Raw genomic sequence first — 21,830 nt, forward strand, 5'->3', positions numbered from 1 at the left:
CTGATTAATGCATGGTTAGCTGAGTCATACTATATAATATAAGGAGGTCTGTAAGATGGAATTATTGGAAAAGGTTGCATATTTGAAAGGCATGCTCAACGGCATGGATTTGGATTCCGATAAAAAAGAAACCCGTCTCATCACTGCGATGATCGATGTAATTGACGATTTGGCTGCTTCCGTTACCGATTTGGAGGAAGAGACCAACGAAATGTGCGAACTCATCGACGTTTTGGACGAGGATTTGGGCGAAGTCGAGGAAGCTGTTTTCGGCGACGAAGACGAGGACGACTTTGAGGAAGAAATGTACGAAGTGACCTGTCCCACTTGCGGCGAAGTTCTCTGTGTCGACGAGGAAATGCTTGATGAGGGCGAAATGACTTGTCCTAACTGCGGGGAAGCGCTGGAGTTCGATCTGGACCTTGGCGAGTGCGGATGCGATGATTGCTGTGACGATCATTGCGGCTGCGAAGAATAATTTTATGTTACGTTGTTTCGGGGCGGAGTGAAATTCTCCACCGGCGGTGACAGTCCGCGAACACGCTCTGCGTGCCGATTTGGTGAAATTCCAAAACCGACGGTATAGTCCGGATGAAAGAAACACATCTCAAAGGATTTCCGTCTGCCGGAAGTTCCACTCAGATGCGTGATACGCCCACAGAATATCTGTGGGCGTTTTTCTTTTGCAAGCTGGAGATGAAAAATTCCAGCACCCCTTAAAAGCATCAGAAAGGAAGAAACGGCATGCAGGAAAATGCGGGGTTAAAAAGGATTTTTAACGTAAAAATAATGGCAAAGGTAGGACTTTTGGGAGCTATCTCCTTTATCCTTATGTATCTGGAAGTTCCCCTATGGTTCACGCCAGAATTTTACAAAATGGATTTTAGTGAGGTGTCAGTCCTGATAGGGGCTTTTGCTCTGGGACCAATTCCAGGTGTCGCCATCGAGTTTATCAAAATTGTGCTGCATCTCATTTTAAAGGGCACGACAACAGCAGGAGTTGGCGATTTTGCTAATTTTTTCATTGGATGCGCCTATATCGTCCCCGCGGCACTTATCTACCGTGGGCATAAAACCATGAAGGGCGCTCTTATGGGTATGGTAATCGGCACGGTGTGCATGACCATTTTCGGAAGTCTATTAAATGCCTTCGTACTGCTACCAGTATACGCTACGGCCTTTGGAATGCCGCTGGATCAAATTGTCGAAATGGGGACGGCTATCAACCCGGCTATAGACAATCTGGGGACGTTTGTGTTATTTATGGTTGTTCCATTTAATCTGTTAAAATGTGTACTGGATTCCATATTTACTGTGTTGCTTTATAAGAAAGTCTCCGGAATCCTACATAAATAGTTAAAAACAGCGGTTTATTAAGAGCCGCTGTTTTTTTCAGTCAATTCTTTAAAGATAAAGCAGTATTCCGCTGTTTTGTGTGTAAAGTCTGTGTAAAATTTGCCATAATCTTTTGCAAAGCAATAGGGGGTATGGTATAATAACTTCACAGGCAAACGGAGAAAATATCTGAAAGCGCTTTTGTTCTGCTTCTTGAAAAATATGAGCATTTTATCTTAAATTTCAAAAAGTCTTACCCTTATTGCGGCTAAATCGCTATCGTGAATTTCGTCCACTGAATTTATGACATTGCGTTTGTTCTTTATCATTATCCGATTCTGTTGGAGCACAACTACAGCGGATGTGATATATTTAGTGGGAAAATTAAAATAGAAAATGAAAATAACGGAGGAAACTGATGGACATATTCAACATCATCAGCCTGGGCGGGGGCCTGGCGCTGTTCCTGTTCGGTATGAACATTTTGGGGACTGGCCTTGAGAAGGTATCCAGCGGCCGTATGGAAAAAACCCTGGAGAAACTGACCAATAACGTGTTTACTGGCGTGCTTTTGGGCGCCTTGGTAACAGCGGCTATTCAAAGTTCCTCAGCGACGACAGTTATCGTCGTAGGAATGGTAAATGCGGGAATCTTGAAACTGCGTTCAGCAGTGGGCGTGATTATGGGCGCCAATATCGGTACTACTGTTACTGGGCAGATTCTCCGCTTGGGAGATTTGGAAAACAGCGCCAGCGCTGGCACATTGATGCAGTTTTTTAAACCAACGACGCTGGCTCCCTTGGTTGCCATCATCGGTATTCTAATTTTTATGATTTCCAAACGTCCCAAACGGAAAGTGGTGGGCGAAATTTTAATTGGATTTGGCATCCTTTTTCAGGGGATGTTTTCTATGGAGGCTGCGGTACGGCCACTCCAGGAATCGGAAATGCTCAAATCGATATTTATACAGATTCAGGATTTTCCGCTTTTGGGCGTTCTTGTTGGTGCGGTCGTCACTGCGATTATCCAAAGCTCCTCCGCTTCGGTGGGTATTTTGCAGGCTCTTTCCTCTACAGGCGCCATCACTTATTCTTCCGCTTTTCCCATTATTATGGGTCAGAATATTGGTACCTGTATTACACCGATTCTGGCCAGTATCGGCGCCAATAAAAATGCAAAGCGGGCGGCTATGGTACACCTTTATTTCAATATTATCGGTACCGTTGTATTTTTGGCGGGTGTTTACCTGATTCAACATTTTGTGGGCTTCCCGTTCTGGTATACCAATATTGATAAGGGTGGCATCGCCAATATTCACACAATTTTTAATATCGTTGTGACTTTGCTGTTTATTCCTTTCGCAGGCGGATTGGCCCGGCTGGCCGAATGGACGGTGCGTCAGAGCAAATCCAAGATTGGCGCGGAAGAAGAAGAGAACGCTCTGGAACCTTTGGACGAGCGCTTTTTGGTTTCCCCCGCGTTGGCAATCGGGCAGAGTGAAAATGTGCTGGACAAAATGGGCAGTTATGCTTTAAAGAACTTCCGCGAAGTGGTGACACTCTTTGATAAATATGACTTGAAAACAGTGGAACGTATTAACGAGATAGAGGACTCCATCGACAAGATGGAAGACAATATCAACAACTATCTGCTGCGGATTAACGAAGAGGAAATTACCGAAGACGAGAGTAAAGATGTTACCCTTTTGCTACGCCTTGTTTCCGAATTTGAACGTATCGGCGACTATGCTATTAATTTGATGGAGCGAGCAGAAGTCCTCTACGACAAGCAGGTAAAATTCAGCGAAAAGGCTATGAGGGAGTTTCATACTATCTGTGATGCGGTGGAGGAGATTGTCGGGATGGCTTTGGAGGCTTATCGGACAAAAGATATTTCCATAGCCGTGCATATCGAACCGTTAGAGGAAACCATTGACACGCTAGAAGACACCTTGAAGCTAAAACATATCAAACGCCTGAAAAACGGGCAGTGCACCATTGACGCAGGACTGGTTTTTCTGGAAGTTCTCACCAATTTGGAGCGTATTTCCGACCACTGCTCCAATATTGGCGTGTATCTTATCGGACATCAGAGAGATAAGGAGTCCTTAAATCGCCACGAATACATCAAAAAGATGCATCAGGGCGCGACTGGAGATTACAACCAGCTGATGCAGCAGTACATGGATAAGTACATGCTGGAGATTGCAGGAAAAGATAACAAATAAATAAAGTCCCATAGGAAAAATCCTATGGGACTTTATTTATTTTAGAGTGCTAGCATTTCTTAATACATGGTTCAAATGAATTTTGTCGAAGAAATTTTTGCCGGTTGTGTTCCGACAACTGCTTTTAATATGTCTATAAAAATGATTGCGAAATTATGGAAAAATCTCCTATTTTGGTTTTCGCTAGATTAACGGGCGAACTTTTTGTAAAGCCCGGCTTTCTCCAGTGCCGGACGGAGCAAAGCCGCCAGGATTACTGAAATGACCAGCCCCAAAGTGCCGTTTGCCAAAGAAATTGGCGCTTTAAAGACAATATCGGCCCAAGCGGTTTCAACAGCACTCCCTAAAACGATATCTTTGACAAATGAATAGCTTAGATACAAGACGGTGTAGCCGTATATGCCGCAGGCCGCCCCCAGAATATTAAAGGGAATACTTTTTCCGTCCTTTCCCTTCAAGCGGGGAATCCAGCCAGCCAACAATCCCATGACAAACTTGTTAATGAGGGTGGACGGTGCACTAGTAGCCCAACCGGTCAACAGGTCAAAGATACAAGAGCCGAGTCCAGCCGAAAGTCCTCCGCGCAGGCCTCCAAACAGCAGGCCTGAAAGCAAGCAGAAAATATTCCCCATATGGACCATCATTTTGCCTACCGGTGTAGGAATTTCAATTCGAAAATTGGTGGCAACATAACATACTGCCGCCATCAATCCCACGACCACAATGTCGTACACGGTAATTTTTCTTTTTTGTTTTACATTTTGCTCCAAAACCTTCACGCCTTTCTCCAATAGGCTGAAGGCATCTGTAAATCATAGAAGGCGGTAACGATCCAGCATTTGATCCTGCGTGAGCCAGGATAAACAGGATTCCAACATAACGCCATAACGGGTATCACTACCGTAGCTAAAGGTAGTGCGAATGGCGATTTCTAAAAACCGCGTCGCCCGCTCCATAGCCATAGGAAGACTGTCGCCGCCTAGCATCGCTCCCACCATTACGCTGGTGAAGATATCGCCTGTGCCCGGATAGGAAGCCGGTACGTAATTGCAGTCTACACGCCAGTACTGCCCCCGCTCCCTGTCGTACCCAATATTTGCGATCTTCCCGTCCGCAAGCTCGACACCGGTGACGGTGACGTATCGGGGACCGAGCTCACTAAGGCGGGCTACCAGGCTTTTGGCCTCGGCTTGACGCATGGGTGCATTGGGATAGGGAACCCCCAGCAGAATGGAAGCTTCCGTGAGATTGGGCGTAATCATATCCGCTACTGCCACTAGCTCATTCATCCGTCGGCACATATCTGGGGTGTAGGTTCGGTATGCTTTGCCATTGTCTCCCATAACTGGATCCACTACCGCAAAAGCGTCGGGATATGCAGCAAAATACTGCAGACAATGATCGATTTGGTCCAGCGACCCTAAAAATCCGCTGTAGACGCATTCAAAGCTGAGTTCCAGCTTTTTGTAATGTTCCAGGGCGGGGGACAGGTAATCGGTGAGGTCTCGGAAGACCACTTCTCCCAACCCTCCGGTGTGAGTGGAGAGCACCGCCGTAACGACGGGACAGACCTGAACCTTCATGGCAGAGAGGGTAGGCAGAATTACCGAAAGGGAGCATCTGCCAAAACCGGACAAATCTTGAATTGCAATGACGCGAGGCGGCCTTTTTAACATAATGAATATCCTCCGTGAATTACAGAAACCTCAGCATCTGTAATCTATTTTAAATGAGAAAGGAGACAGAAGCAAATCGCTCATTTCACTATTCGTTTGCCATAGAATCCCACAAAATTAACAAGAGTATTATACTGCAAATTACCGCTGTTGGCAAATTTCACCGGCAAAAAACCGCATTACAAAATTGGTTAAGAAACCAATTGATAAATTGCATAAAAAATCAAAAAATATTTATGATAACATTATATATTAGGTAGAAAAATGTCTTCCAATTATCGCCTTTACTATAAGAAAGATTTCCGGGGACAATATAATAACGGAATGCAAATAGAACTAGGCGCCTATTTGCAGCTACCGTTTGAAAATCTGGGAGGTGTAATGATGACAAGAGGCATGAGCAATGTGGTCAAAGGAATCGCAGCCGGTATGTTAGTGGGTACTGCGGCCTATGTAGCAGGACACACCAGCAAAACTAAAGGCAAGCAGATGAAAAAAAAGGCTGCCAAAGCGATGAAAACAGTGGGGAATGTTTTCGAAAATATTTCTTACATGATGTAGGAAAAAGGCTGGGCGTATCCCAGCCTTTTTTATTTTCCTATTAACCCACCCTTTTATATACAGTGTTTATATTTTATTGGTCAATTTTACAATTTTTTCTTTACAAAATGGTTTGTCCGTGGTATATTATGAATATACGCAAGTTAAGGGGCACTCATATAAAAATGCTGAAAAGTGTTTTTATATAAGCGCTACTTAAATCAAGTTTTCCTTTTGGGCAAGAGCACTAATGTGGTGATTTTGGAAGCGGATATTTGACTGTCGGCTCTTTCTGTTGGGGGTTAGAAACGGTGGGCGAGTATCGGTGGATAAGGATCCAGAGAAGGGCTTTTGTTCTGAGAAGAAAATTTATTATTCTCAGAGTGCTCCTTTTGCACGCGTTTATGGACATACTATTTGTATAATCCTATATCTTTATACGGAAATATGGGGATTTCCAGTTAATATAATGATAATTTGTCGATTATATACTTAAAGTAGTATTCCAAAATGTAAATTGTGATTTATTATCACAATTTGTATATTTTATATCTTTTCATGTGTATAAAATAATACAACAGGGCTTGGGTAACTCCCAAGCCCTGTTTCGTATAACTGGAAAGATCATATATTTTATATTGTGAAAAAAAGTTGCTTTTGAAAAAATGCTGAAAAGAAAAATAAAACTTCACATATAATATGGCCTATTTTTTAATAGGAGACAAAAGGCGGAGCCTTTTTAGCTGTTATATTATGAGTGAAAAAGGCTGGGGAAGAATTTGGCTAGGTATCCCTGTACAAAGATGACCAAAACGATAAGGGGAAGAATATAGGTGACATAAACCCGAATCCACTTCGGGAAGCGGACACCCTTACCGGTATTGGCTTCGGTGGTAAAGTTTTTCCAGCCCCAGCCGTATTTAGAGACACAAAACAGCAGGTAGACAAGGGAACCCAACGGCAGCAGGTTATTACTGACAATGAAGTCCTCCAAATCCATAATATTGCTGCCCGCTCCCAAAGGATGGAAACCGCTCCAAGCGTTAAAGCCCAGTACACAGGGAATGGAAAGCAGTGCAATGAGAATTCCATTTATCAGTACCGCTTTTTTACGGCTGCAGCCGGTAAGTTCTGTAGACATAGCAATGATGTTTTCAAAAACTGCAATAATTGTAGTCAGGGCAGCAAAGGCCATAAAGATAAAAAATAGAGAACCCCAGATACGCCCACCGGGCATAGCGTTAAAGATATTGGGCAGGGTGATGAAAATCAGATTGGGTCCGCTATCCGGCTTCACATTGAAGGCGAAACAGGAGGGGAAGATAATCAGGCCCGCGATGATGGCGACTAGGGTATCCAATAGGGTGACATTTATGGATTCGCCGGTTAAGGCCTGATCTTTACCGATATAGCTTCCAAAAATGGCAATGGCACCGATACCCAGACTCAATGTAAAAAATGCCTGACCCATGGCGGCGAAAATGGTGTTTCCAATGCCGTTTTCTACGATCTTGTTAAAGTCGGGGAGCAAATAGAATTTTAATCCCTCCGCGGCGCCGGGCAGCGTCACTGCACGTACAACAAGCACCAGCATAATGATGAATAAGCTGCACATCATTACCTTGCTGACTTTTTCGACGCCTTTTTGCAGGCCGAAGGAGCAAACAAAAAATCCAATTGTCACAACAATTAGCATAAACAGCAGCATCAGCCATGGGTTAGCGGTCAAAGCTCCAAAAGCAGCCTCGACCTGCTGGGGAGTCTGTCCCGCGAAATCACCTTTAACAGTTTTTAAAAAGTAAATAAGCATCCAGCCACCGATAGTGGTGTAAAACATCATCAGCAGGTAATTGCCAAGAATAGCGAAATACTTGTATAAATGCCACTTACTTCCTTTCGGTTCTAAAACGTCAAAGGAGAGAGCAGCACTCTTCTGGCTGGCTCGACCTACAGAAAATTCCATAACCATGATTGGCAGACCGAGAATAATCAAGAAAAACAAATAAATGAGTACAAATGCGGCACCGCCGTATTGACCGGTAATAAAGGGAAACCGCCATACGTTTCCCAGACCAACGGCGCATCCTGCGGAAATCAGCAGAAATCCCAAACGGGACGAAAATTTTTCTCTCTGCAAAAAAATACCCCTTTCATCGGATAATCGTTCTCAATTATTTTACAGGTTCCTCCTATATTTGTCAATGAAATTCATACATTAGGCAGATTTGTTGGCCACGCTTGACAGACCGTTCTCTCTGCCCCTATAATGAGAAGGACACGATGATGCTGTAAGGATAATTGCTTTGCAGGAGATCCTGCGTGCCCAGGAGGATAGATTTATGGTTCGGCTGTGTATTTTTGATTTGGACGGAACGCTTATAGACTCGCTAAAGGACTTGGCGGACTGTTGCAATTGGGTGCTGGAGGAGGGCGGATTTCCTCCCCATCCTCAGAACGCTTACCGCCATTTTGTAGGCAATGGAATTCCCAAGCTCATTGAACGGATTCTCCCGGAAGAGGAGCGAACTGAAGAGCAAATGGCATCTTTTCGGAGGCGGTTTGACGAAAGGTATCGAGCTCATTGCCTGGATGCAACAAAGCCTTATCCCGGGGTTTCGGAGTTGCTTCATACTTGCCGGGAAAAGGGGATTTCCTTGGCAGTTCTATCGAATAAAGCGGAACCATTTGCAAAATTTATCTGCAAGGAGATTTTTGGGGAACAGGCTTTTGATGCAGTGTCCGGCCAAAAGCCAGAGATACCAAAAAAACCCGCCCCCGACGGCGTTTATTCCTTATTAATGGGACTCCATGTTCGACCAGAAGAAACGGTATTAGTTGGAGACTCCAATGTGGATATCCTGACGGCGCAGAACGCGGGGATTCATTCTATTGGTGCCTGCTGGGGCTTTCGAGGCCGGGAAGAGCTGGAGCAGACGGGAGCGGAATCACTGGCGGACACACCAAAAGATTGTCAAAACATCATATTTACCAAAAATTGGCAGTAGATTTGCTTCTATTCATATATTGTTTACATTTATGGCCGCAACAAATCCGAATAACGGGTACACTTATAGTATGAACGCGGCCGGTGTGGCTGTGGTGAAAGGAACAATCGAAAGATGAAAAAAATAGTAGCTCTGTTGATGGCCGCTTTGTGCGCTGTCACATTTGTATCCTGCAACAACTCGTCAAACGAATCCGGGTCGTCCAATGAATCCTCAGGTGGAGGAGCTGTAAGCAGTGCCACCTCCTCAGAGATTTTTGACGCGATCAATTCGGTTTTTGCCGAAAAGTATCCTGATGCGGGAGCGGTGATTCCAAACATGCCGCAAGATGTGGATGACACCATCCTTAAGGATAAATTCGGAATCGATGTCAACGATGTTGAGGACTACAAGGGCCAAATTGCCGGTATGATGACCAACTGTGATATGCTGCTCATCGTAAAGGCCAAGGACGGAAAAATTGATTCTGTCCGCGCATCTCTCGAAAGTGCCAAGGAAGCACAAACAGAACAATTCGCATCCTATGGAGTTATGGGGAACATTGAAAGGACAGCGGCTGCAAAGGTAGTAACAAACGGCAACTACGCTGCTCTGATCATGGTTGGGGTTCTGCCTGACGACCCGGATGCGGCTCTGGACTTCGACAGCGACGTAAAACTCGCGGAAGACACCTTTAACAAGACAATTGGCGAAACGAAATAACAATTGTCAACAGAAGCTGTGAGTACACAGCGGTCAGATAATCTGGGAAAGAATGGGAGGTGCGTTTTTAAAATAAAATGAAAACGAAGATAAAAAAAGCGTACAGTTGGGGGTACGCTTTTTTTATTATGTATTTTAATAGATAAAATTTTTTATTTATGCTATTCTTACTTAAACTAGCGCTTTGGTTTTTGTTAGAAATTACGATATATTGATTGTATTTGCAAACTTTATGCATATTAAAGCAGTCTATTATACGGTAATAGACTGCTTTAACTTTCAAAGATATGAAAAGGCTCAAATTTGGAAAACGCAAACAAACCGCAAAAACTTATGTATAATTTTTGTAAAATTACAAAAAATCCCTGTATTTTTGTCAAATGTTGTGTCATAATAACTGAGCGGACTTATCGTTTATTGTCACTTGAAAAAAGTGATAGTTTTTTGTATCTTCAATTCTGCCAGTATAAGGCCTGTTCAGGTGAATGCGTCCTCTAACTCCCTGACAGGCTTTTGTGGAGAGACAAAATTTCTGCAGAGCTATACTAACTTTTAAATAAATGAGGGAATTATTTTGGTTTTCAGCAGTATTTTATTTTTGTTCCGGTTTATGCCGATTGCCTTTTTGATTTATTACTTGTCCCCTAAAAAAATGAAAAATTTCTCTTTGATGGTCCTAAGCCTCATTTTTTATGCCTGGGGGGAACCGAAATACCTGCCCATCATGCTTTTTTCCATCGTGCTGGACTATTCTTGTGGACTAGGTATGCGGCGGTTTAAAGACAATAAGGCACTCAGGAGGATGTTCCTGATTTTTTCCATGACCGGCAACTTGGGAATGCTGTTCTTCTTTAAATACACAAATTTCTTTATCGATAATATAAACGGGCTGTTCGGTTTGGCGATTCCAGCTATGTCGCTGACACTGCCATTGGGCATCAGCTTTTATACCTTCCAGACCATGAGTTATTCCATCGACGTCTATCGAGGCAAGGTTGAAGCGGAGACCAACATCATAAACTTCGGAGCGTTCGTTGTGCTGTTCCCTCAGCTGATCGCCGGACCAATCGTCAAATATTCCGATATTTCAAATGAGCTTAAGAACCGGAGGATGAACCTCTGTCAAATTGAGGATGGCATCCGGCTGTTTATAATGGGACTTGGAAGCAAGGTGCTCATCGCCAACAATATCGGCGCCCTTTGGACCGAAGTGGAAGGCCTCAATGTGGCCGGCATCTCTTCGGGACTCGCTTGGCTGGGGATCATCGCTTTCTCCTTCCAGATTTATTTCGATTTTTCGGGGTATTCCCTCATGGCTATCGGATTGGGCAAAATGCTGGGCTTTGAGTTCCCGCAAAACTTCAACTACCCCTATATTTCCCGCAGTATCACCGAGTTTTGGCGCCGCTGGCATATGACCCTCAGTTCCTGGTTCCGGGAATATCTCTACATCCCTCTGGGCGGCAACCGGGTAAAGCCGCTGAGGATGTATTTTAACCTGTTGGTCGTGTGGGCCTGTACCGGCTTTTGGCACGGGGCAAGCTGGAATTTCGTGTTGTGGGGCCTATTTTTCTTTGTGGTGTTGGTCATTGAGAAAACGGTTTTGCTCAAATACCTGGAGAAAAGCAAATGCATTTCCCACATTTACGTCATTGTTTTGCTGCTTCTCAGCTGGACGTTGTTCGCCATTACCGATTTTTCTCAGCTGGGGCTTTACTTCCAGAAGATGTTCGATTTCACAGGGGGCGTAGACTGGCTCTACTACCTGAGAAACTATGGCGTAACGCTGATACTATGCTGCATCTTCTCGACACCGCTTTTGAAGAAGCTGTACGAGAAAAAAATACAGTATCATCCCATTCTCAAGACAGTGCTGTTGGCTGTGGTTCTCATCTTTTCGGTGGCCTATCTAGTCGACGCATCCTATAACCCATTTTTATATTTCAGATTCTAACAAGGAGGCAGCCAATTTATGAAACAGCGTGAACAAAACCGTTCCTGCCTCTGGCTGGTTTTACTGTTTGGGATTTTTATTGGGGTGTTTACAGTATGGGATTTGCTGACGCCGCCCAAAAATTTTTCTGAATTTGAAAACCGGTATTTGAAGCAGCGTCCAACCTTTAGCTGGGAGGGCCTTATGGACAATAGCTATACCCAGGGCTACGAAGGCTTCATCAATGACCAGTTCGTTTTGCGTAACCAGTGGATCGATTTAAAATCGAAGGCCGAGATCGGTCTTCTCAAGGTGGAGAACAACGGCATCGTGTACGGCAGACAGAATATGATGTTTGCAAAATATCAATCTTTTGACCCGGCTCAGCTCGAGAAGAATCTTGGGTTTCTTGAAGAGTTCGCCCAGGGAAAAGACAGCCTGACTCTTGCAGTCATTCCAAGCGCCTACGAAATTTATCCTGAAAACCTGCCCTATGGACTCAAACAGGTAAACCAGAAAAGCGAAATAGAGGCCATCTACAGCCGCTTGGGCACGCTGATGGAGACCGTTGACTTATATCCAACGCTGACGGAGAACAAGGAAAACTATATCTATTATCGTACCGACCACCACTGGACGACAGACGGTGCATATCTGGCTTACGTACAATATTGCAAAGAAAAAGGCCACACTCCGGTAAGCGTTGATACGCTCAGCCGAAAAGAGGTGGAAGGGTTTTACGGCACCTACTTCAATAAGAGCAAAAATACCTCCGCAAAGCCCGACACCCTTGCCTATTATGAGATTCCTATGGACAGCGTGACTATAGACGGGGTAGATAAGGAAGGATATTTAGATACTTCACAGTTCAAAAACCGGGACAAATACGCCGCTTTTCTTTATGGGAACAACGGTGTGACGGTGCTGAAAAGCGGAAACAATCAAAACCATCAGGATGGAGAAACTTCTCGGATTTTAATCGTAAAGGATTCTTTTTCCAACTGTTTTGCGCCTTTTCTCACCTACAATTATGACGAAGTGTATGTGGTGGATCTGCGCTCCTTCCCCAAGGGAATGACGGAGCTTTTGGAGAGCACCCCATTCGACGATATCCTCATTATGTACAATTTTATGAACCTAGAGTCGGACACCAACTTGTACCGGCTGAAATACTAGCGATAAAAAATAGTATCGCTGCGGGCATGGAATGCCCGCAGAATGCCTGATAAAACAGGCATATGCAATCCATAACACGGATTACAGCTATTTTTTAACAATTTGCTTTTTCAAAAGGCGAATGCCATTTGAAGCCATCTGCGATGGAATTACCCGCAAAAATGCGGGTAAAGGAAAGCAAATTATAAAATGAATAAAGAAAGCGGCAGACGCAAGTTCGTCTGCCGCTTTGTTATGCTAATGGATCGGTTTGTTCCCGGCAGAGCTCAATAAATGCCTGCAGCGCTGCGGAAAGGTATTTGTTTTTATGGTAGATGATAGAGAATTTTCGCTTGAGCTGCAAATCTTTTACTGGTATTTTTTGTAGGTCGCCGGCCTTAAGCTCACTGCCTACCAGGCGAGAGGGAAGTACTGAGATGCCGATATTCATCATCACTGCGTTGAGAATAGCTTGGGTGCTGATGCACTCCCAGTGGGGCTTTACAGACAAGTTGTGGAGCATCATGGCGTTGTCGAAAAGCTGTCTTGTCCCGCTTCCCATTTCCCGGAGGATCAACGGTTCTCGGATCAGTTCTTCGGCGGAGACCTCCTTTTTATGCCCCAGAGGGTTGTCTTTTGCGCAGATGACCAAAAGCTCGTCATCCAAAAATGGGGAGACGATCAACTGGTCCGAGTGGGGAATTCCTTCGATGAGGGCCAGATCCAATTCGTTGCCCAAGACCATTTTCTCAAGAATGTCGGAGTTTTCCACCGTTGCCGACAGGGAAAGGTGAGGAAAAGTATTTTCAAATTTCTGTGCGTAGAAGGGCAGCAGGCAGGTGCCGATGGTGACGCTGGCTCCTACTCGAATAATACCAGAGGCCTCGGCATTTTTAACGCCTTTTTCCATTTCGTCAAAGAGAGCGGTAATATGTCGGGCATATCCCAAAACCTGTTCCCCTGCTTTGGTCAGGTAGAGTTTGCGGGAAATCCGGTCAAAGAGGCGGACGCCGTAATATTCTTCCAGTTCGCTGATAGCGAGACTGACCGATGGCTGGGCAATGTAAAGTGCCTCCGATGCCTTCGTGATGGTCTTATGGTCGCAGACGGCGACAAAAATCTTTAAGTGCCGCAGGGTCATGGTGTTACCTCCTTCTTGGCAGTGATTTCGTATAAAAAGCAGCGTCCCTGTTTGCCGACGCGTTGGATAATACCCAGCCGATACAACAGATTGACGGTACATTGGGTGGCCTTGGGCGGGATGGCCGCAGCTTTGCGAAAATCCGCTGTCGTAAAGGGTGTTGGCAGGCCTCTCGGCAGGAGAATGCGATAATCCTCCAACCGATCGAGAGAGATTTCACCCAAAAAGGAAATGGGGATTCGATCGCAGCGGGCAGATCCTCGTTTCCCGCCGTTTCCCCAGCCGTTTTGATAGCGGTATTCCTCCAATTCCAGCAGGACGATTTTCAGATGAAGGCGGGGATGTCCCAAAAAGTTACGGATTTTATAAAACTCAGTGCAGGAGTCCTGGAGCTTGCCCCTGCGGGGAGATTTCCGACGGGGGGAGATAGCGCCAGTTTCCGAATCGATCCAGCTGAGCCATTTGACAGCCGCCACTGGATAGACCACTGTAACATCGCAGACCTCCAGAAATGCGGAAAGTTTTTTGCGGAGCCTGTCAAAGCCTTGGGTCTGAATTTCGATGATTCCGTTTTCCCCCACGATGTCCGCCACGTATCCTCCAATTTTCGTCTCGTGGTTTTCCTCCTGAGGTTCGTAACCGTATTTCAGTACGGCGTGGAGCGTTTTTTCCCCTAGTGTTCCGATGCCCAGAGCCTGCTGATTGCCGTCCCGTACCCGCCGGCAGGCTTGTTTAAATGTTTCTTCATTCATCCAAATCCCTCTCTGTGTGTGATGGTTACGCCACCAATTCTTCCCTGGGGAAAGCGCCGATATAGGTCACCTTGGTTTGATCGATTCCGCTGATTTTAAATCGCATTTTACAGCTCACGTCGTCTCCGGATAAGTAAAACACGTTCATCCCTTTTTTAAGCGTCACTTCTTTTGTGGTCCAAAGGCCCTCATAAGCCGGATCGGTCGCACTTTTTAAATCAAAGGTGGTCCTTTCGCCGTCTTCCATGCAATATCCCAGTGTGACGCCCGGCTCATCGTGGGTGGTATAAGTAAAATTCATCCTCACATTCATTTCTTCCTGCGCCTCAATATACAAGAATATCGCGTCGGTTTCCGAAAGGGATACATCAAAGGCTCCGGTGATTGGATCTCCATTTTTTGCGGTAATAGAGCGGAAAATGCTGGTTTGGTTCCCAGCAGTTTTTTGTTGTTTAGAGGATTCCCCCGATTCGATCTGTGAAACAGAGCTTTGGGTATCGGAGAGGGAAGATGACAAATCCTCTATAATGGAACATGCGGTCATTCCGACGCAACACAGAGCGCCAATAAAAACACAAATAGCTTTTTTCATGGTCAAACCCGCCTTTCTTTTATATAGGTAACGATTTGACCGGACAGGTTTTTTCAGAAGGAAGATTTTAAAAGCTTTGTTGACAGTCAAAAAGGCAATTGTTCCGTTTGCTTGTGAGGTTATTATACCATGTATTCCCATAATCGGCAATTGGAGAAACGAAGGAATTGTGGTACAATGATGGAAGACTAAAATACAGAGGTGCCATTATGATCCCTTATCAGCTGATTCGCTCTAAACGAAAAACCATAGCAGTTTCCATTACAAAAGACGCTCGGGTGGAAGTGCGGGCGCCGATGCGGGCCTCCGTTTCGTTTATCGAAGGATTCCTTGCCGAAAAAGAACCGTGGATTCGGGACCATTTAGAACAGCGAAAGCGAGAACTTTTAAAGCAGACAAAATTTTCGGTAGGAGATGGGAGTGCGCTTTTGTATCTCGGTCAGGAATATCCGGTATATCTGTCATCCGAGCACAAAAGTCCCTTTTTTGATGGAAAGCGGTTTCTCCTGCCCCAAAAGGATTTTTCCGAAAACAAACCGCTGATAATTGGGCTGTATAAAAGCCTCGCTAAGGGCTGCATCGGCGAAAAAGTAAGGTTTTACAGCAAACTGGTCGGTGTGACGCCGTCGGCGGTGAAAGTGGGGAGCGCCAATACCAGATGGGGGAGCTGTTCCGGTAAAAACAGCCTGAATTTTACCTGGAAGCTCATTTTGGCTTCCGAGGCGGCGGTGGATTACGTCGTCGTCCATGAGCTTTGCCACATCTTACAGCACAACCATTCGGCACGATTTTGGCAGGAAGTAGGGCGGGTACTGCCGGACTACAAGGAGCGGGAAAAGCTTCTACGGCAACTGCAAAAGCGCCTTGTCATGGAAGATTGGTAAAAAGGGCTTGCAAATGCAGTTTTTTTGCGTTAAAATAAAAACAAACGGGCGGATGGATTTCATCTGTGTGTCGGTTCTTTCAAAATTTTGATTTCTGACCCAATTGCAAGGATTGTCCGAGCAAACGGAACAGTATCGTCATAGGATTTCTCCTATAATAGGGGGATTTTTGCCCATATGATTGTACGCTCCTTTTTGCTTTGGCAAAAAGGAGTTTTTATTTTTTGATCGGAAACCAGGATGAATGCGCGTTGGCCGGGGAGTGCGGTGACGGAATGCTCCAGAAAGGAAGGATAACTTTATGGAAAAACGGCTGGGGGTCGTTGGGATCGTAGTGGAGGACAACAGCATGTCCGATGAAATCAACAATTTGCTTCATCAGTACAGCAAAATCATTGCTGGAAGAATGGGCTTGCCCTATCGGGAACGGCAGGTGGCGGTGATTTCCCTCATCGTTGACGGGACGATGGACGAGATCAGCGCCATGACTGGAAAGCTGGGGAAACTTTCGGGTGTTTCGGTCAAATCGGCCATTTCGAAAGGATAGGATATGAGCGGTATTACCGATAATTTAGAGAAGATTTTTGAAACAGAAAATTTGACACCTGACCTGCTTGTCCCAGTTTTGGAGGCGGAGGGTTCACAACTAAGTGAACTTTTTGAATTCGCCGACCAGGTGCGGAGGCAATATTGCGGGGACACGGTGCACATCCGGGCGATTCTTGAGTTTTCAAACCATTGCCGCTGTGACTGCGCCTACTGCGGGTTGTTCGCTGGAAACAAAAATCTCACTCGCTTTCGGATGACGCCGGAGGAAATCGTCGGGGCAGCACAGCTGGCAGCAAAGGCCGGGTACCGGACGCTGGTGCTCCAGAGCGGGGAGGATTTGTGGTACAGCAAGGAACGCATGGGGGAGATTATCCGAGAAATCAAGGCTGAAACCGGGCTCGTTTTGACCTTGAGCGTGGGGGAGCGGCCTTTTGACGACTATGCCTATTGGAAGAGTTGCGGCGCCGACCGGTTCCTCATCAAGCATGAGACGGCGGATCGGGCGCTCTACGACTGGTATCACCCCCACAGCGATTACCAGCAGCGATTCAGCTGCCAAAAAGAGCTGAGCCGGCTTGGTTACGAGCTGGGGAGCGGGTTTATGGTTGGTTTGCCCGGACAGACAGTGGAGACTCTTGCAAAAGATATTCTTCATTTGAAGGAGCTAAGGGTGACTATGGCGGGTATTGGGCCTTACATTTGCCATCCTGGGACTAGGCTGCGGGGCAGCCGGGACGGCAGCGCTGAGCTGACCCTCAAGGCGGTAGCTTTGTCCCGTATCGTGTTAAAAGATGCGTATCTGCCTTCTACGACGGCTCTGAACATCAAAGGCGGCCTGCGGGATGCCTTAAATTGCGGGGCCAACGTCATCATGCAGAAGGTGACTCCATACCAGTATCGGGAGCTGTACGATATCTATCCTGGCAGGGAGACGAAAGATATGGACTTTAAAAAGCAGTTGGACGATTTGAAGTGTGCCTTGGCCCAGATGGGAAGAACAGGTGTGTAAGACTTAATATTTTCAAAAGTTTATTGTTACAATTGATAAGGAGACGAGCAAAATGGCAGTATATAATCCAAAATCCCTCCGGGCGGAGGAATTTATCAACGACGGGGAAATCCTCGAGACGCTGGAATACGCGGAAAAAAATAAAAACAATATTGAGCTGATCGACGAGATCCTCAACAAGGCGCGGCCTCAGAAAACCGAGAGCGGCACCGTCTGCAAAGGGCTGACCCATCGGGAGGCGTCGGTGCTACTGGCTTGTGACATTCCGGAAAAGGTGGAGGAGATCTACCGCATTGCGGAGGAAATCAAGCTCAGTTTTTATGGTAACCGGATCGTCATGTTCGCGCCGCTCTATCTGTCGAACTACTGTGTAAACGGATGCCTCTACTGCCCCTACCACCTGAAAAATAAGCACATCGCCCGGAAAAAGCTCACCCAGGAGGAGGTGCGGCAGGAGGTTATTGCATTGCAGGACATGGGGCATAAGCGGCTGGCCATTGAGGCGGGGGAAGACCCTGTCAACAACCCCATCGAGTATATTCTCGACTGCATTCAGACCATTTACAGCGTGAACCATAAAAACGGGGCCATTCGACGCGTAAACGTGAACATTGCCGCCACCACAGTGGAAAATTACCGCAAACTGAAGGAAGCGGGCATCGGCACCTACATCCTGTTCCAGGAAACCTACCACAAGGAGAGCTACTTAAAACTGCATCCAACTGGACCGAAGCACGATTACGACTACCATACCGAGGCCATGGATAGGGCGATGGAAGGCGGCATCGACGACGTGGGACTGGGGGTTTTGTTCGGGTTGGAGCTTTATAAATACGAGTTTGCTGGGCTTATCATGCATGCCGAGCATCTGGAGGCCGTTCACGGTGTCGGTCCTCATACCATCAGTGTGCCCCGGGTCAAGCACGCCGACGACATCGACCCGGATGTATTCGACAACTCGATTCCCGACGAAATGTTTGAGAAAATCATCGCCTGCATCCGTTTGGCGGTGCCCTATACTGGCATGATTATTTCCACGAGGGAATCGGAAGAGGTGCGGGGGAAGGTGCTTAATCTGGGTATCTCTCAGATCAGCGGCGCGTCTCGTACTTCGGTGGGCGGCTACACCGAGGAGGAACGCCCTCACGATTCTGAGCAGTTCGACGTCTCCGACCAGCGCACCTTGGACGAAGTGGTCCGTTGGCTCATGGAAAACGGGCACATTCCGTCCTTTTGCACCGCCTGTTACCGGGAAGGCCGGACAGGGGACCGGTTTATGAGCTTGTGTAAGAATGGGCAAATCTTAAACTGCTGCCATCCAAACGCGTTGATGACCCTGACCGAGTATCTGGTCGATTACGCTTCGGAGGAGACGAAAAAAATCGGTTTTGAGCTGATCGGCAAAGAGCTCACAAAAATTCCAAAGGACAAGGTGAGAGAAATCGCCGTCCAGAATATCGAAGATATCAAGGCGTCTAACCGGCGGGACTTCCGGTTCTAAAAAGGAGGACAAACAGATGCAGGATACGCCCCGGGCCAACCGGTTGCATATTTCCTTTTTTGGCCGCACCAACAGCGGAAAGTCGACTCTCGTAAACCAACTGGCCGGACAGGAGGTTTCCATCGTCTCAGACGTGGCGGGAACCACCACCGACCCTGTCTATAAGGCCATGGAGCTGCTGCCCATCGGGCCGGTGGTGCTCATTGACACGGCGGGATTCTGTGACGACAGCGCTTTGGGGGAACAGCGGCTTGAAAAGACCCGTGAGGTGGTGCGGAAAACCGATCTGGCGGTCTTAGTAGTCTCGTCGGAACGGGAAGAATTCGGTGAGGAGCAGCGGTATTTGAACCTTTTGCGGGAGCATAAGGTCAAAACCGTCTGCGTGGTGAACCGGTTTGGAAAAGGAGAGGAATTTGCTCTGCCTTTTGAACTGCCCACTCTGTCCATCGACGCTTCTGATCCAGCCGAGATGGGCAAGTTTAAAAAATTTCTTATCCAGCACGCCGGCTGCGATTTCGAGATGCCATCCCTTACGGGACATCTCGTAAAGCCGGGCGATTTGGTCGTTTTGGTAGCGCCCCAGGATATCCAAGCGCCCAAGGGGAGGCTCATCCTGCCTCAGGTACAGACCATCCGGGATTTGTTGGACAACGATTGCAGGACGGTGGTGCTCAAGCCCGCCGATCTGAAGCCTATGCTGGAACTTTTAAAACAACCGCCCGCTTTGGTCATCACCGATTCTCAGGTGTTCAAAGCAGTGGATGAAATGCTTCCCAAGAAAATACCCCTCACCTCCTTTTCGGTGCTCCTGTCGGAAAACAAGGGGAATATCGAGAGCTTTATAGAGGGAGCGAAGGCGATTGCATCGCTGAGGCCCGGCGACCGGGTGCTGATTATGGAGTCTTGCACTCATCACGCCCTGCCCGACGACATCGCAAGGGAAAAGCTTCCACGGATGCTCGAAAAATATGTGGGAGGCAAGCTTCAAATCGAGCTGTTTTCGGGACAGGGGTTCCCCCACGACATGGAGGGGTACAAGCTCATCTTCCATTGCGGAGGCTGCATGGTCAACCGGAAAAACATGCTCTCCAAAATCAGCGAGGCGGAGCAGTACGGGGTGCCGATGACGAACTTCGGCGTTGCCATCGCCTATATGAACGGGATACTGGAGCGAATTTGCTGGTAGAAGAAATTAACACCCGGCAGGTGACGATGAAAATCGTCGCCTGCCGGGTTTCATATTTATTTTTCCATTAGGTCAGAATACCCCTAGCACTAAAAGAAAAAGGGAATATAATAAAAACGGTGATGTTTATGAGGACAGATTTTTAAAATGAGTGAAAACAGCAGAGAGCCGTTGACAATCAAAATTCGTGGAGAGGATGGTTATCGGGTGACGAAGATTCGGGTCAGGGAAGGGTTGATTCAGCATTTAGATCGGCTTGCTGACGAGGTGCATTGTTCCCGAAATGAATTAATCAATCGGATGCTGGAATACGGCATCAAAAATACCATTATTGAGCATCTGCCAAATCAGGAGATAGAAGAACGGAAAAAACACCCTGGCGTCCTATAAAATGACGTCGGGGTGCTTCATTTACGCATATAACGCCGCCAGATGGGCGGTGGCAAAGGCGATTTGCAGGTTGAACCCGCCGGTATAGCCGTCCACGTCCAGCACCTCGCCGGCGAAAAACAGGCCCTCCAGTAGTTTCGACTCCATGGTCTTGGGATTCACTTCCTTCACGTCCACGCCGCCGCTGGTGATAATGGCTTCCTCGATGGGGCGAAAGCCGGTGGGGTGGAGAGAAAACGCCTTGACGGCCCGGAGAAGCGTCTGCCGCTGTTCCTTTGTGACTTCGTGGATTTTCGTCTCAAACGGAATGCCGGAGCGTTTTAAAACCACCGGAATCATTTTGCGGGGGAGCAGGGCGCCCAGGCTGTTGATAATATCCCGATTGAGGTTTTGGGAAAAGTCCCGGAGCAGCCGCTTGTCCAGCTGTTCTTCGGTGAGGCCGGGCTTTAGGTCGATTTCCATGAGATACCGGCCCTTGTCCGGCTCCCGCATATGGGCCGATGCGGACAGGATGAGGGGCCCGCTGACTCCAAAATGGGTAAAGAGCATCTCCCCCAGCTCGGAGTAGATGGGCTTGCCCCTTTCCGAAACCGTCAGGGTGACGTTTTTGAGGGACAGCCCCTGCATATCTTTCACGTCTTTTTCCTCGGTGAGGATGGGAATGAGGGAGGGGACAGGGGGAACGACAGAGTGCCCGGCCTGCTTTGCGAGCTCGTAGCCGTCACCGGTAGAACCGGTTAAGGGATAGGATTTCCCCCCGGTGGCGATTAGGACTGAGGGGGCGAGATATTCCACGCCGCTTTCACAGCGGACGCCGGTGACGCGGCCATCCTCCAGAAGCAGCCGGAGAGCCCGTTCGGTGCGGACTTCCACTTTGAGGCGGCGAAGCTCCTGCTCCAGGGCGGCTGCTACGTCATAAGCCCGGTCGGACTGGGGGAACACCCGGTTGCCCCGTTCGGTTTTGACCGGGACGCCGAGGCTCTCAAAAAAAGAAATCGTGTCTTGCGGGGAGAAATTGTTAAAAGCCGAGTATAAAAACCGGGGGTTTCTGGGAATATTTGCAATAAGGCCGTTTACATCACAGTTGTTTGTGATATTGCAGCGCCCTTTACCGGTGATCAGGAGTTTTTTTCCCAGCCGGGGATTCCGCTCCAGCAAAAGGACGGATTTTCCATACCGTCCAGCCGCCATACAGGCCGCCGTCATTCCTGCGGCGCCGCCGCCTATGACAATCAGATCGTAGTTCATAAAAT

The 21,830-nt window shown here is 47.2% G+C and carries 22 protein-coding genes and 1 riboswitch; of the genes, 15 read left to right on the top strand and 7 right to left on the bottom strand.

Features of this window, described 5'->3' with window-relative positions; genetic code table 11:
* Nucleotides 1–55: 55 nt before the first annotated feature.
* The 4 genes from H8710_RS00725 (at nt 56) to H8710_RS00735 (ending at nt 3,562) form a co-directional block, all read left to right on the top strand.
* Complete coding sequence (locus tag H8710_RS00725; RefSeq protein WP_249293471.1) at nt 56–478, top strand: CD1247 N-terminal domain-containing protein; 423 nt, start codon at nt 56–58, stop codon at nt 476–478.
* A gap of 9 nt (nt 479–487) precedes the next feature.
* Nucleotides 488–607: riboswitch (FMN riboswitch) on the top strand.
* On the top strand, nt 592–720 hold the full coding sequence (locus H8710_RS13300) for a hypothetical protein (RefSeq protein WP_283242740.1): 129 nt from the start codon (nt 592–594) through the stop codon (nt 718–720). (Overlaps the previous riboswitch by 16 nt.)
* 24 nt (nt 721–744) lie before the next feature.
* Nucleotides 745–1,356, top strand: a complete 612-nt coding sequence (locus H8710_RS00730) for an ECF transporter S component (RefSeq protein WP_249293472.1) — start codon at nt 745–747, stop codon at nt 1,354–1,356.
* A gap of 397 nt (nt 1,357–1,753) precedes the next feature.
* Nucleotides 1,754–3,562, top strand: a complete 1,809-nt coding sequence (locus H8710_RS00735; RefSeq protein ID WP_249293473.1) for a Na/Pi cotransporter family protein — start codon at nt 1,754–1,756, stop codon at nt 3,560–3,562.
* 188 nt (nt 3,563–3,750) lie between these two features.
* Here the strand turns inward: H8710_RS00735 and H8710_RS00740 are convergent, their stop codons facing one another.
* Nucleotides 3,751–4,332, bottom strand: a complete 582-nt coding sequence (locus tag H8710_RS00740) for an ECF transporter S component (protein WP_249293474.1) — start codon at nt 4,330–4,332, stop codon at nt 3,751–3,753.
* 42 nt (nt 4,333–4,374) lie between these two features.
* Entirely contained in the window at nt 4,375–5,238 is an 864-nt protein-coding gene (locus H8710_RS00745) for a pyridoxamine kinase (RefSeq protein ID WP_249293475.1), read from the bottom strand.
* 381 nt (nt 5,239–5,619) lie between these two features.
* Here H8710_RS00745 and H8710_RS00750 point away from each other — a divergent pair, with 381 nt between their 5' ends.
* Entirely contained in the window at nt 5,620–5,799 is a 180-nt protein-coding gene (locus tag H8710_RS00750; protein ID WP_249293476.1) for a hypothetical protein, read from the top strand.
* A 730-nt stretch (nt 5,800–6,529) separates the two neighbouring features.
* On the opposite strand, the gene H8710_RS00755 is transcribed toward H8710_RS00750, so the two are convergent.
* A complete protein-coding gene (locus tag H8710_RS00755) occupies nt 6,530–7,915 on the bottom strand; it encodes a sodium-dependent transporter (protein ID WP_249293477.1) in 1,386 nt (461 codons plus the stop codon).
* 202 nt (nt 7,916–8,117) lie between these two features.
* Between H8710_RS00755 and H8710_RS00760 the strand changes: the two genes are divergently transcribed.
* The 4 genes from H8710_RS00760 to H8710_RS00775 all read left to right on the top strand — a co-directional run bounded on the left by H8710_RS00760 (nt 8,118) and on the right by H8710_RS00775 (nt 12,594).
* Nucleotides 8,118–8,783 carry an HAD family hydrolase gene (locus H8710_RS00760; protein WP_249293478.1) on the top strand — a complete coding sequence of 222 codons (666 nt, stop codon included), beginning with the start codon at nt 8,118–8,120 and terminating at the stop codon, nt 8,781–8,783.
* 114 nt (nt 8,784–8,897) lie between these two features.
* Nucleotides 8,898–9,485 (top strand): DUF4358 domain-containing protein, encoded by a 588-nt coding sequence (locus tag H8710_RS00765; RefSeq protein ID WP_249293479.1) that lies wholly within the window; start codon nt 8,898–8,900, stop codon nt 9,483–9,485.
* A 574-nt stretch (nt 9,486–10,059) separates the two neighbouring features.
* The gene (locus H8710_RS00770; protein ID WP_249293480.1) at nt 10,060–11,439 is read left to right on the top strand and encodes an MBOAT family O-acyltransferase; all 1,380 of its coding nucleotides are present in this window, start codon (nt 10,060–10,062) and stop codon (nt 11,437–11,439) included.
* Nucleotides 11,440–11,457: 18 nt separating this feature from the next.
* Entirely contained in the window at nt 11,458–12,594 is a 1,137-nt protein-coding gene (locus H8710_RS00775; protein WP_249293481.1) for a DHHW family protein, read from the top strand.
* Between the two features lie 232 nt (nt 12,595–12,826).
* Here the strand turns inward: H8710_RS00775 and H8710_RS00780 are convergent, their stop codons facing one another.
* The 3 genes from H8710_RS00780 to H8710_RS00790 are packed head-to-tail and all read right to left on the bottom strand — an operon-like array spanning nt 12,827 to nt 15,058.
* The gene (locus H8710_RS00780) at nt 12,827–13,714 is read right to left on the bottom strand and encodes a LysR family transcriptional regulator (RefSeq protein WP_249293482.1); all 888 of its coding nucleotides are present in this window, start codon (nt 13,712–13,714) and stop codon (nt 12,827–12,829) included.
* Nucleotides 13,711–14,466 carry a DUF8091 domain-containing protein gene (locus H8710_RS00785; RefSeq protein WP_249293483.1) on the bottom strand — a complete coding sequence of 252 codons (756 nt, stop codon included), beginning with the start codon at nt 14,464–14,466 and terminating at the stop codon, nt 13,711–13,713. Before H8710_RS00785 ends, H8710_RS00780 begins: the two co-directional genes overlap by 4 nt.
* A 25-nt stretch (nt 14,467–14,491) precedes the next feature.
* A complete protein-coding gene (locus H8710_RS00790) occupies nt 14,492–15,058 on the bottom strand; it encodes a hypothetical protein (protein ID WP_249293484.1) in 567 nt (188 codons plus the stop codon).
* A gap of 209 nt (nt 15,059–15,267) precedes the next feature.
* Here H8710_RS00790 and H8710_RS00795 point away from each other — a divergent pair, with 209 nt between their 5' ends.
* From H8710_RS00795 to H8710_RS00820, 6 genes are all read left to right on the top strand, one after another.
* Nucleotides 15,268–15,942 carry a M48 family metallopeptidase gene (locus tag H8710_RS00795; RefSeq protein WP_249293485.1) on the top strand — a complete coding sequence of 225 codons (675 nt, stop codon included), beginning with the start codon at nt 15,268–15,270 and terminating at the stop codon, nt 15,940–15,942.
* 301 nt (nt 15,943–16,243) lie between these two features.
* A complete protein-coding gene (locus H8710_RS00800; protein WP_249293486.1) occupies nt 16,244–16,489 on the top strand; it encodes a TM1266 family iron-only hydrogenase system putative regulator in 246 nt (81 codons plus the stop codon).
* Between the two features lie 3 nt (nt 16,490–16,492).
* Nucleotides 16,493–17,500 (top strand): [FeFe] hydrogenase H-cluster radical SAM maturase HydE, encoded by a 1,008-nt coding sequence (hydE, locus tag H8710_RS00805; RefSeq protein ID WP_249293487.1) that lies wholly within the window; start codon nt 16,493–16,495, stop codon nt 17,498–17,500.
* 52 nt (nt 17,501–17,552) lie between these two features.
* On the top strand, nt 17,553–19,001 hold the full coding sequence (gene hydG / locus H8710_RS00810; RefSeq protein ID WP_249293488.1) for a [FeFe] hydrogenase H-cluster radical SAM maturase HydG: 1,449 nt from the start codon (nt 17,553–17,555) through the stop codon (nt 18,999–19,001).
* A gap of 16 nt (nt 19,002–19,017) precedes the next feature.
* Nucleotides 19,018–20,187: a [FeFe] hydrogenase H-cluster maturation GTPase HydF gene (gene hydF, locus H8710_RS00815; RefSeq protein WP_249293489.1), complete on the top strand. Its 1,170-nt coding sequence runs from the start codon at nt 19,018–19,020 to the stop codon at nt 20,185–20,187.
* A gap of 147 nt (nt 20,188–20,334) precedes the next feature.
* Nucleotides 20,335–20,577, top strand: coding sequence for a hypothetical protein (locus tag H8710_RS00820; protein WP_249293490.1), 243 nt, complete (start codon nt 20,335–20,337; stop codon nt 20,575–20,577).
* A gap of 21 nt (nt 20,578–20,598) precedes the next feature.
* On the opposite strand, the gene H8710_RS00825 is transcribed toward H8710_RS00820, so the two are convergent.
* A complete protein-coding gene (locus H8710_RS00825) occupies nt 20,599–21,825 on the bottom strand; it encodes a BaiN/RdsA family NAD(P)/FAD-dependent oxidoreductase (RefSeq protein WP_249293491.1) in 1,227 nt (408 codons plus the stop codon).
* Nucleotides 21,826–21,830: the final 5 nt, after the last annotated feature.

This window comes from Fumia xinanensis, assembly GCF_014384905.1.
Taxonomy (GTDB): domain Bacteria; phylum Bacillota; class Clostridia; order Oscillospirales; family Ruminococcaceae; genus Fumia; species Fumia xinanensis.

Coding starts and splice junctions, on each gene's coding strand:
- H8710_RS00775 (WP_249293481.1), top strand. CDS start 11,458: ATGAAACAGCGTGAACAAAACCGTTCCTGCCTCTGGCTGGTTTTACTG.
- H8710_RS13300 (WP_283242740.1), top strand. CDS start 592: ATGAAAGAAACACATCTCAAAGGATTTCCGTCTGCCGGAAGTTCCACT.
- H8710_RS00745 (WP_249293475.1), bottom strand. CDS start 5,238: ATGTTAAAAAGGCCGCCTCGCGTCATTGCAATTCAAGATTTGTCCGGT.
- H8710_RS00795 (WP_249293485.1), top strand. CDS start 15,268: ATGATCCCTTATCAGCTGATTCGCTCTAAACGAAAAACCATAGCAGTT.
- H8710_RS00820 (WP_249293490.1), top strand. CDS start 20,335: ATGAGTGAAAACAGCAGAGAGCCGTTGACAATCAAAATTCGTGGAGAG.
- H8710_RS00785 (WP_249293483.1), bottom strand. CDS start 14,466: ATGAATGAAGAAACATTTAAACAAGCCTGCCGGCGGGTACGGGACGGC.
- hydF (WP_249293489.1), top strand. CDS start 19,018: ATGCAGGATACGCCCCGGGCCAACCGGTTGCATATTTCCTTTTTTGGC.
- hydG (WP_249293488.1), top strand. CDS start 17,553: ATGGCAGTATATAATCCAAAATCCCTCCGGGCGGAGGAATTTATCAAC.
- H8710_RS00800 (WP_249293486.1), top strand. CDS start 16,244: ATGGAAAAACGGCTGGGGGTCGTTGGGATCGTAGTGGAGGACAACAGC.
- H8710_RS00765 (WP_249293479.1), top strand. CDS start 8,898: ATGAAAAAAATAGTAGCTCTGTTGATGGCCGCTTTGTGCGCTGTCACA.
- hydE (WP_249293487.1), top strand. CDS start 16,493: ATGAGCGGTATTACCGATAATTTAGAGAAGATTTTTGAAACAGAAAAT.
- H8710_RS00790 (WP_249293484.1), bottom strand. CDS start 15,058: ATGAAAAAAGCTATTTGTGTTTTTATTGGCGCTCTGTGTTGCGTCGGA.
- H8710_RS00780 (WP_249293482.1), bottom strand. CDS start 13,714: ATGACCCTGCGGCACTTAAAGATTTTTGTCGCCGTCTGCGACCATAAG.
- H8710_RS00825 (WP_249293491.1), bottom strand. CDS start 21,825: ATGAACTACGATCTGATTGTCATAGGCGGCGGCGCCGCAGGAATGACG.
- H8710_RS00735 (WP_249293473.1), top strand. CDS start 1,754: ATGGACATATTCAACATCATCAGCCTGGGCGGGGGCCTGGCGCTGTTC.
- H8710_RS00725 (WP_249293471.1), top strand. CDS start 56: ATGGAATTATTGGAAAAGGTTGCATATTTGAAAGGCATGCTCAACGGC.
- H8710_RS00760 (WP_249293478.1), top strand. CDS start 8,118: ATGGTTCGGCTGTGTATTTTTGATTTGGACGGAACGCTTATAGACTCG.
- H8710_RS00730 (WP_249293472.1), top strand. CDS start 745: ATGCAGGAAAATGCGGGGTTAAAAAGGATTTTTAACGTAAAAATAATG.
- H8710_RS00750 (WP_249293476.1), top strand. CDS start 5,620: ATGATGACAAGAGGCATGAGCAATGTGGTCAAAGGAATCGCAGCCGGT.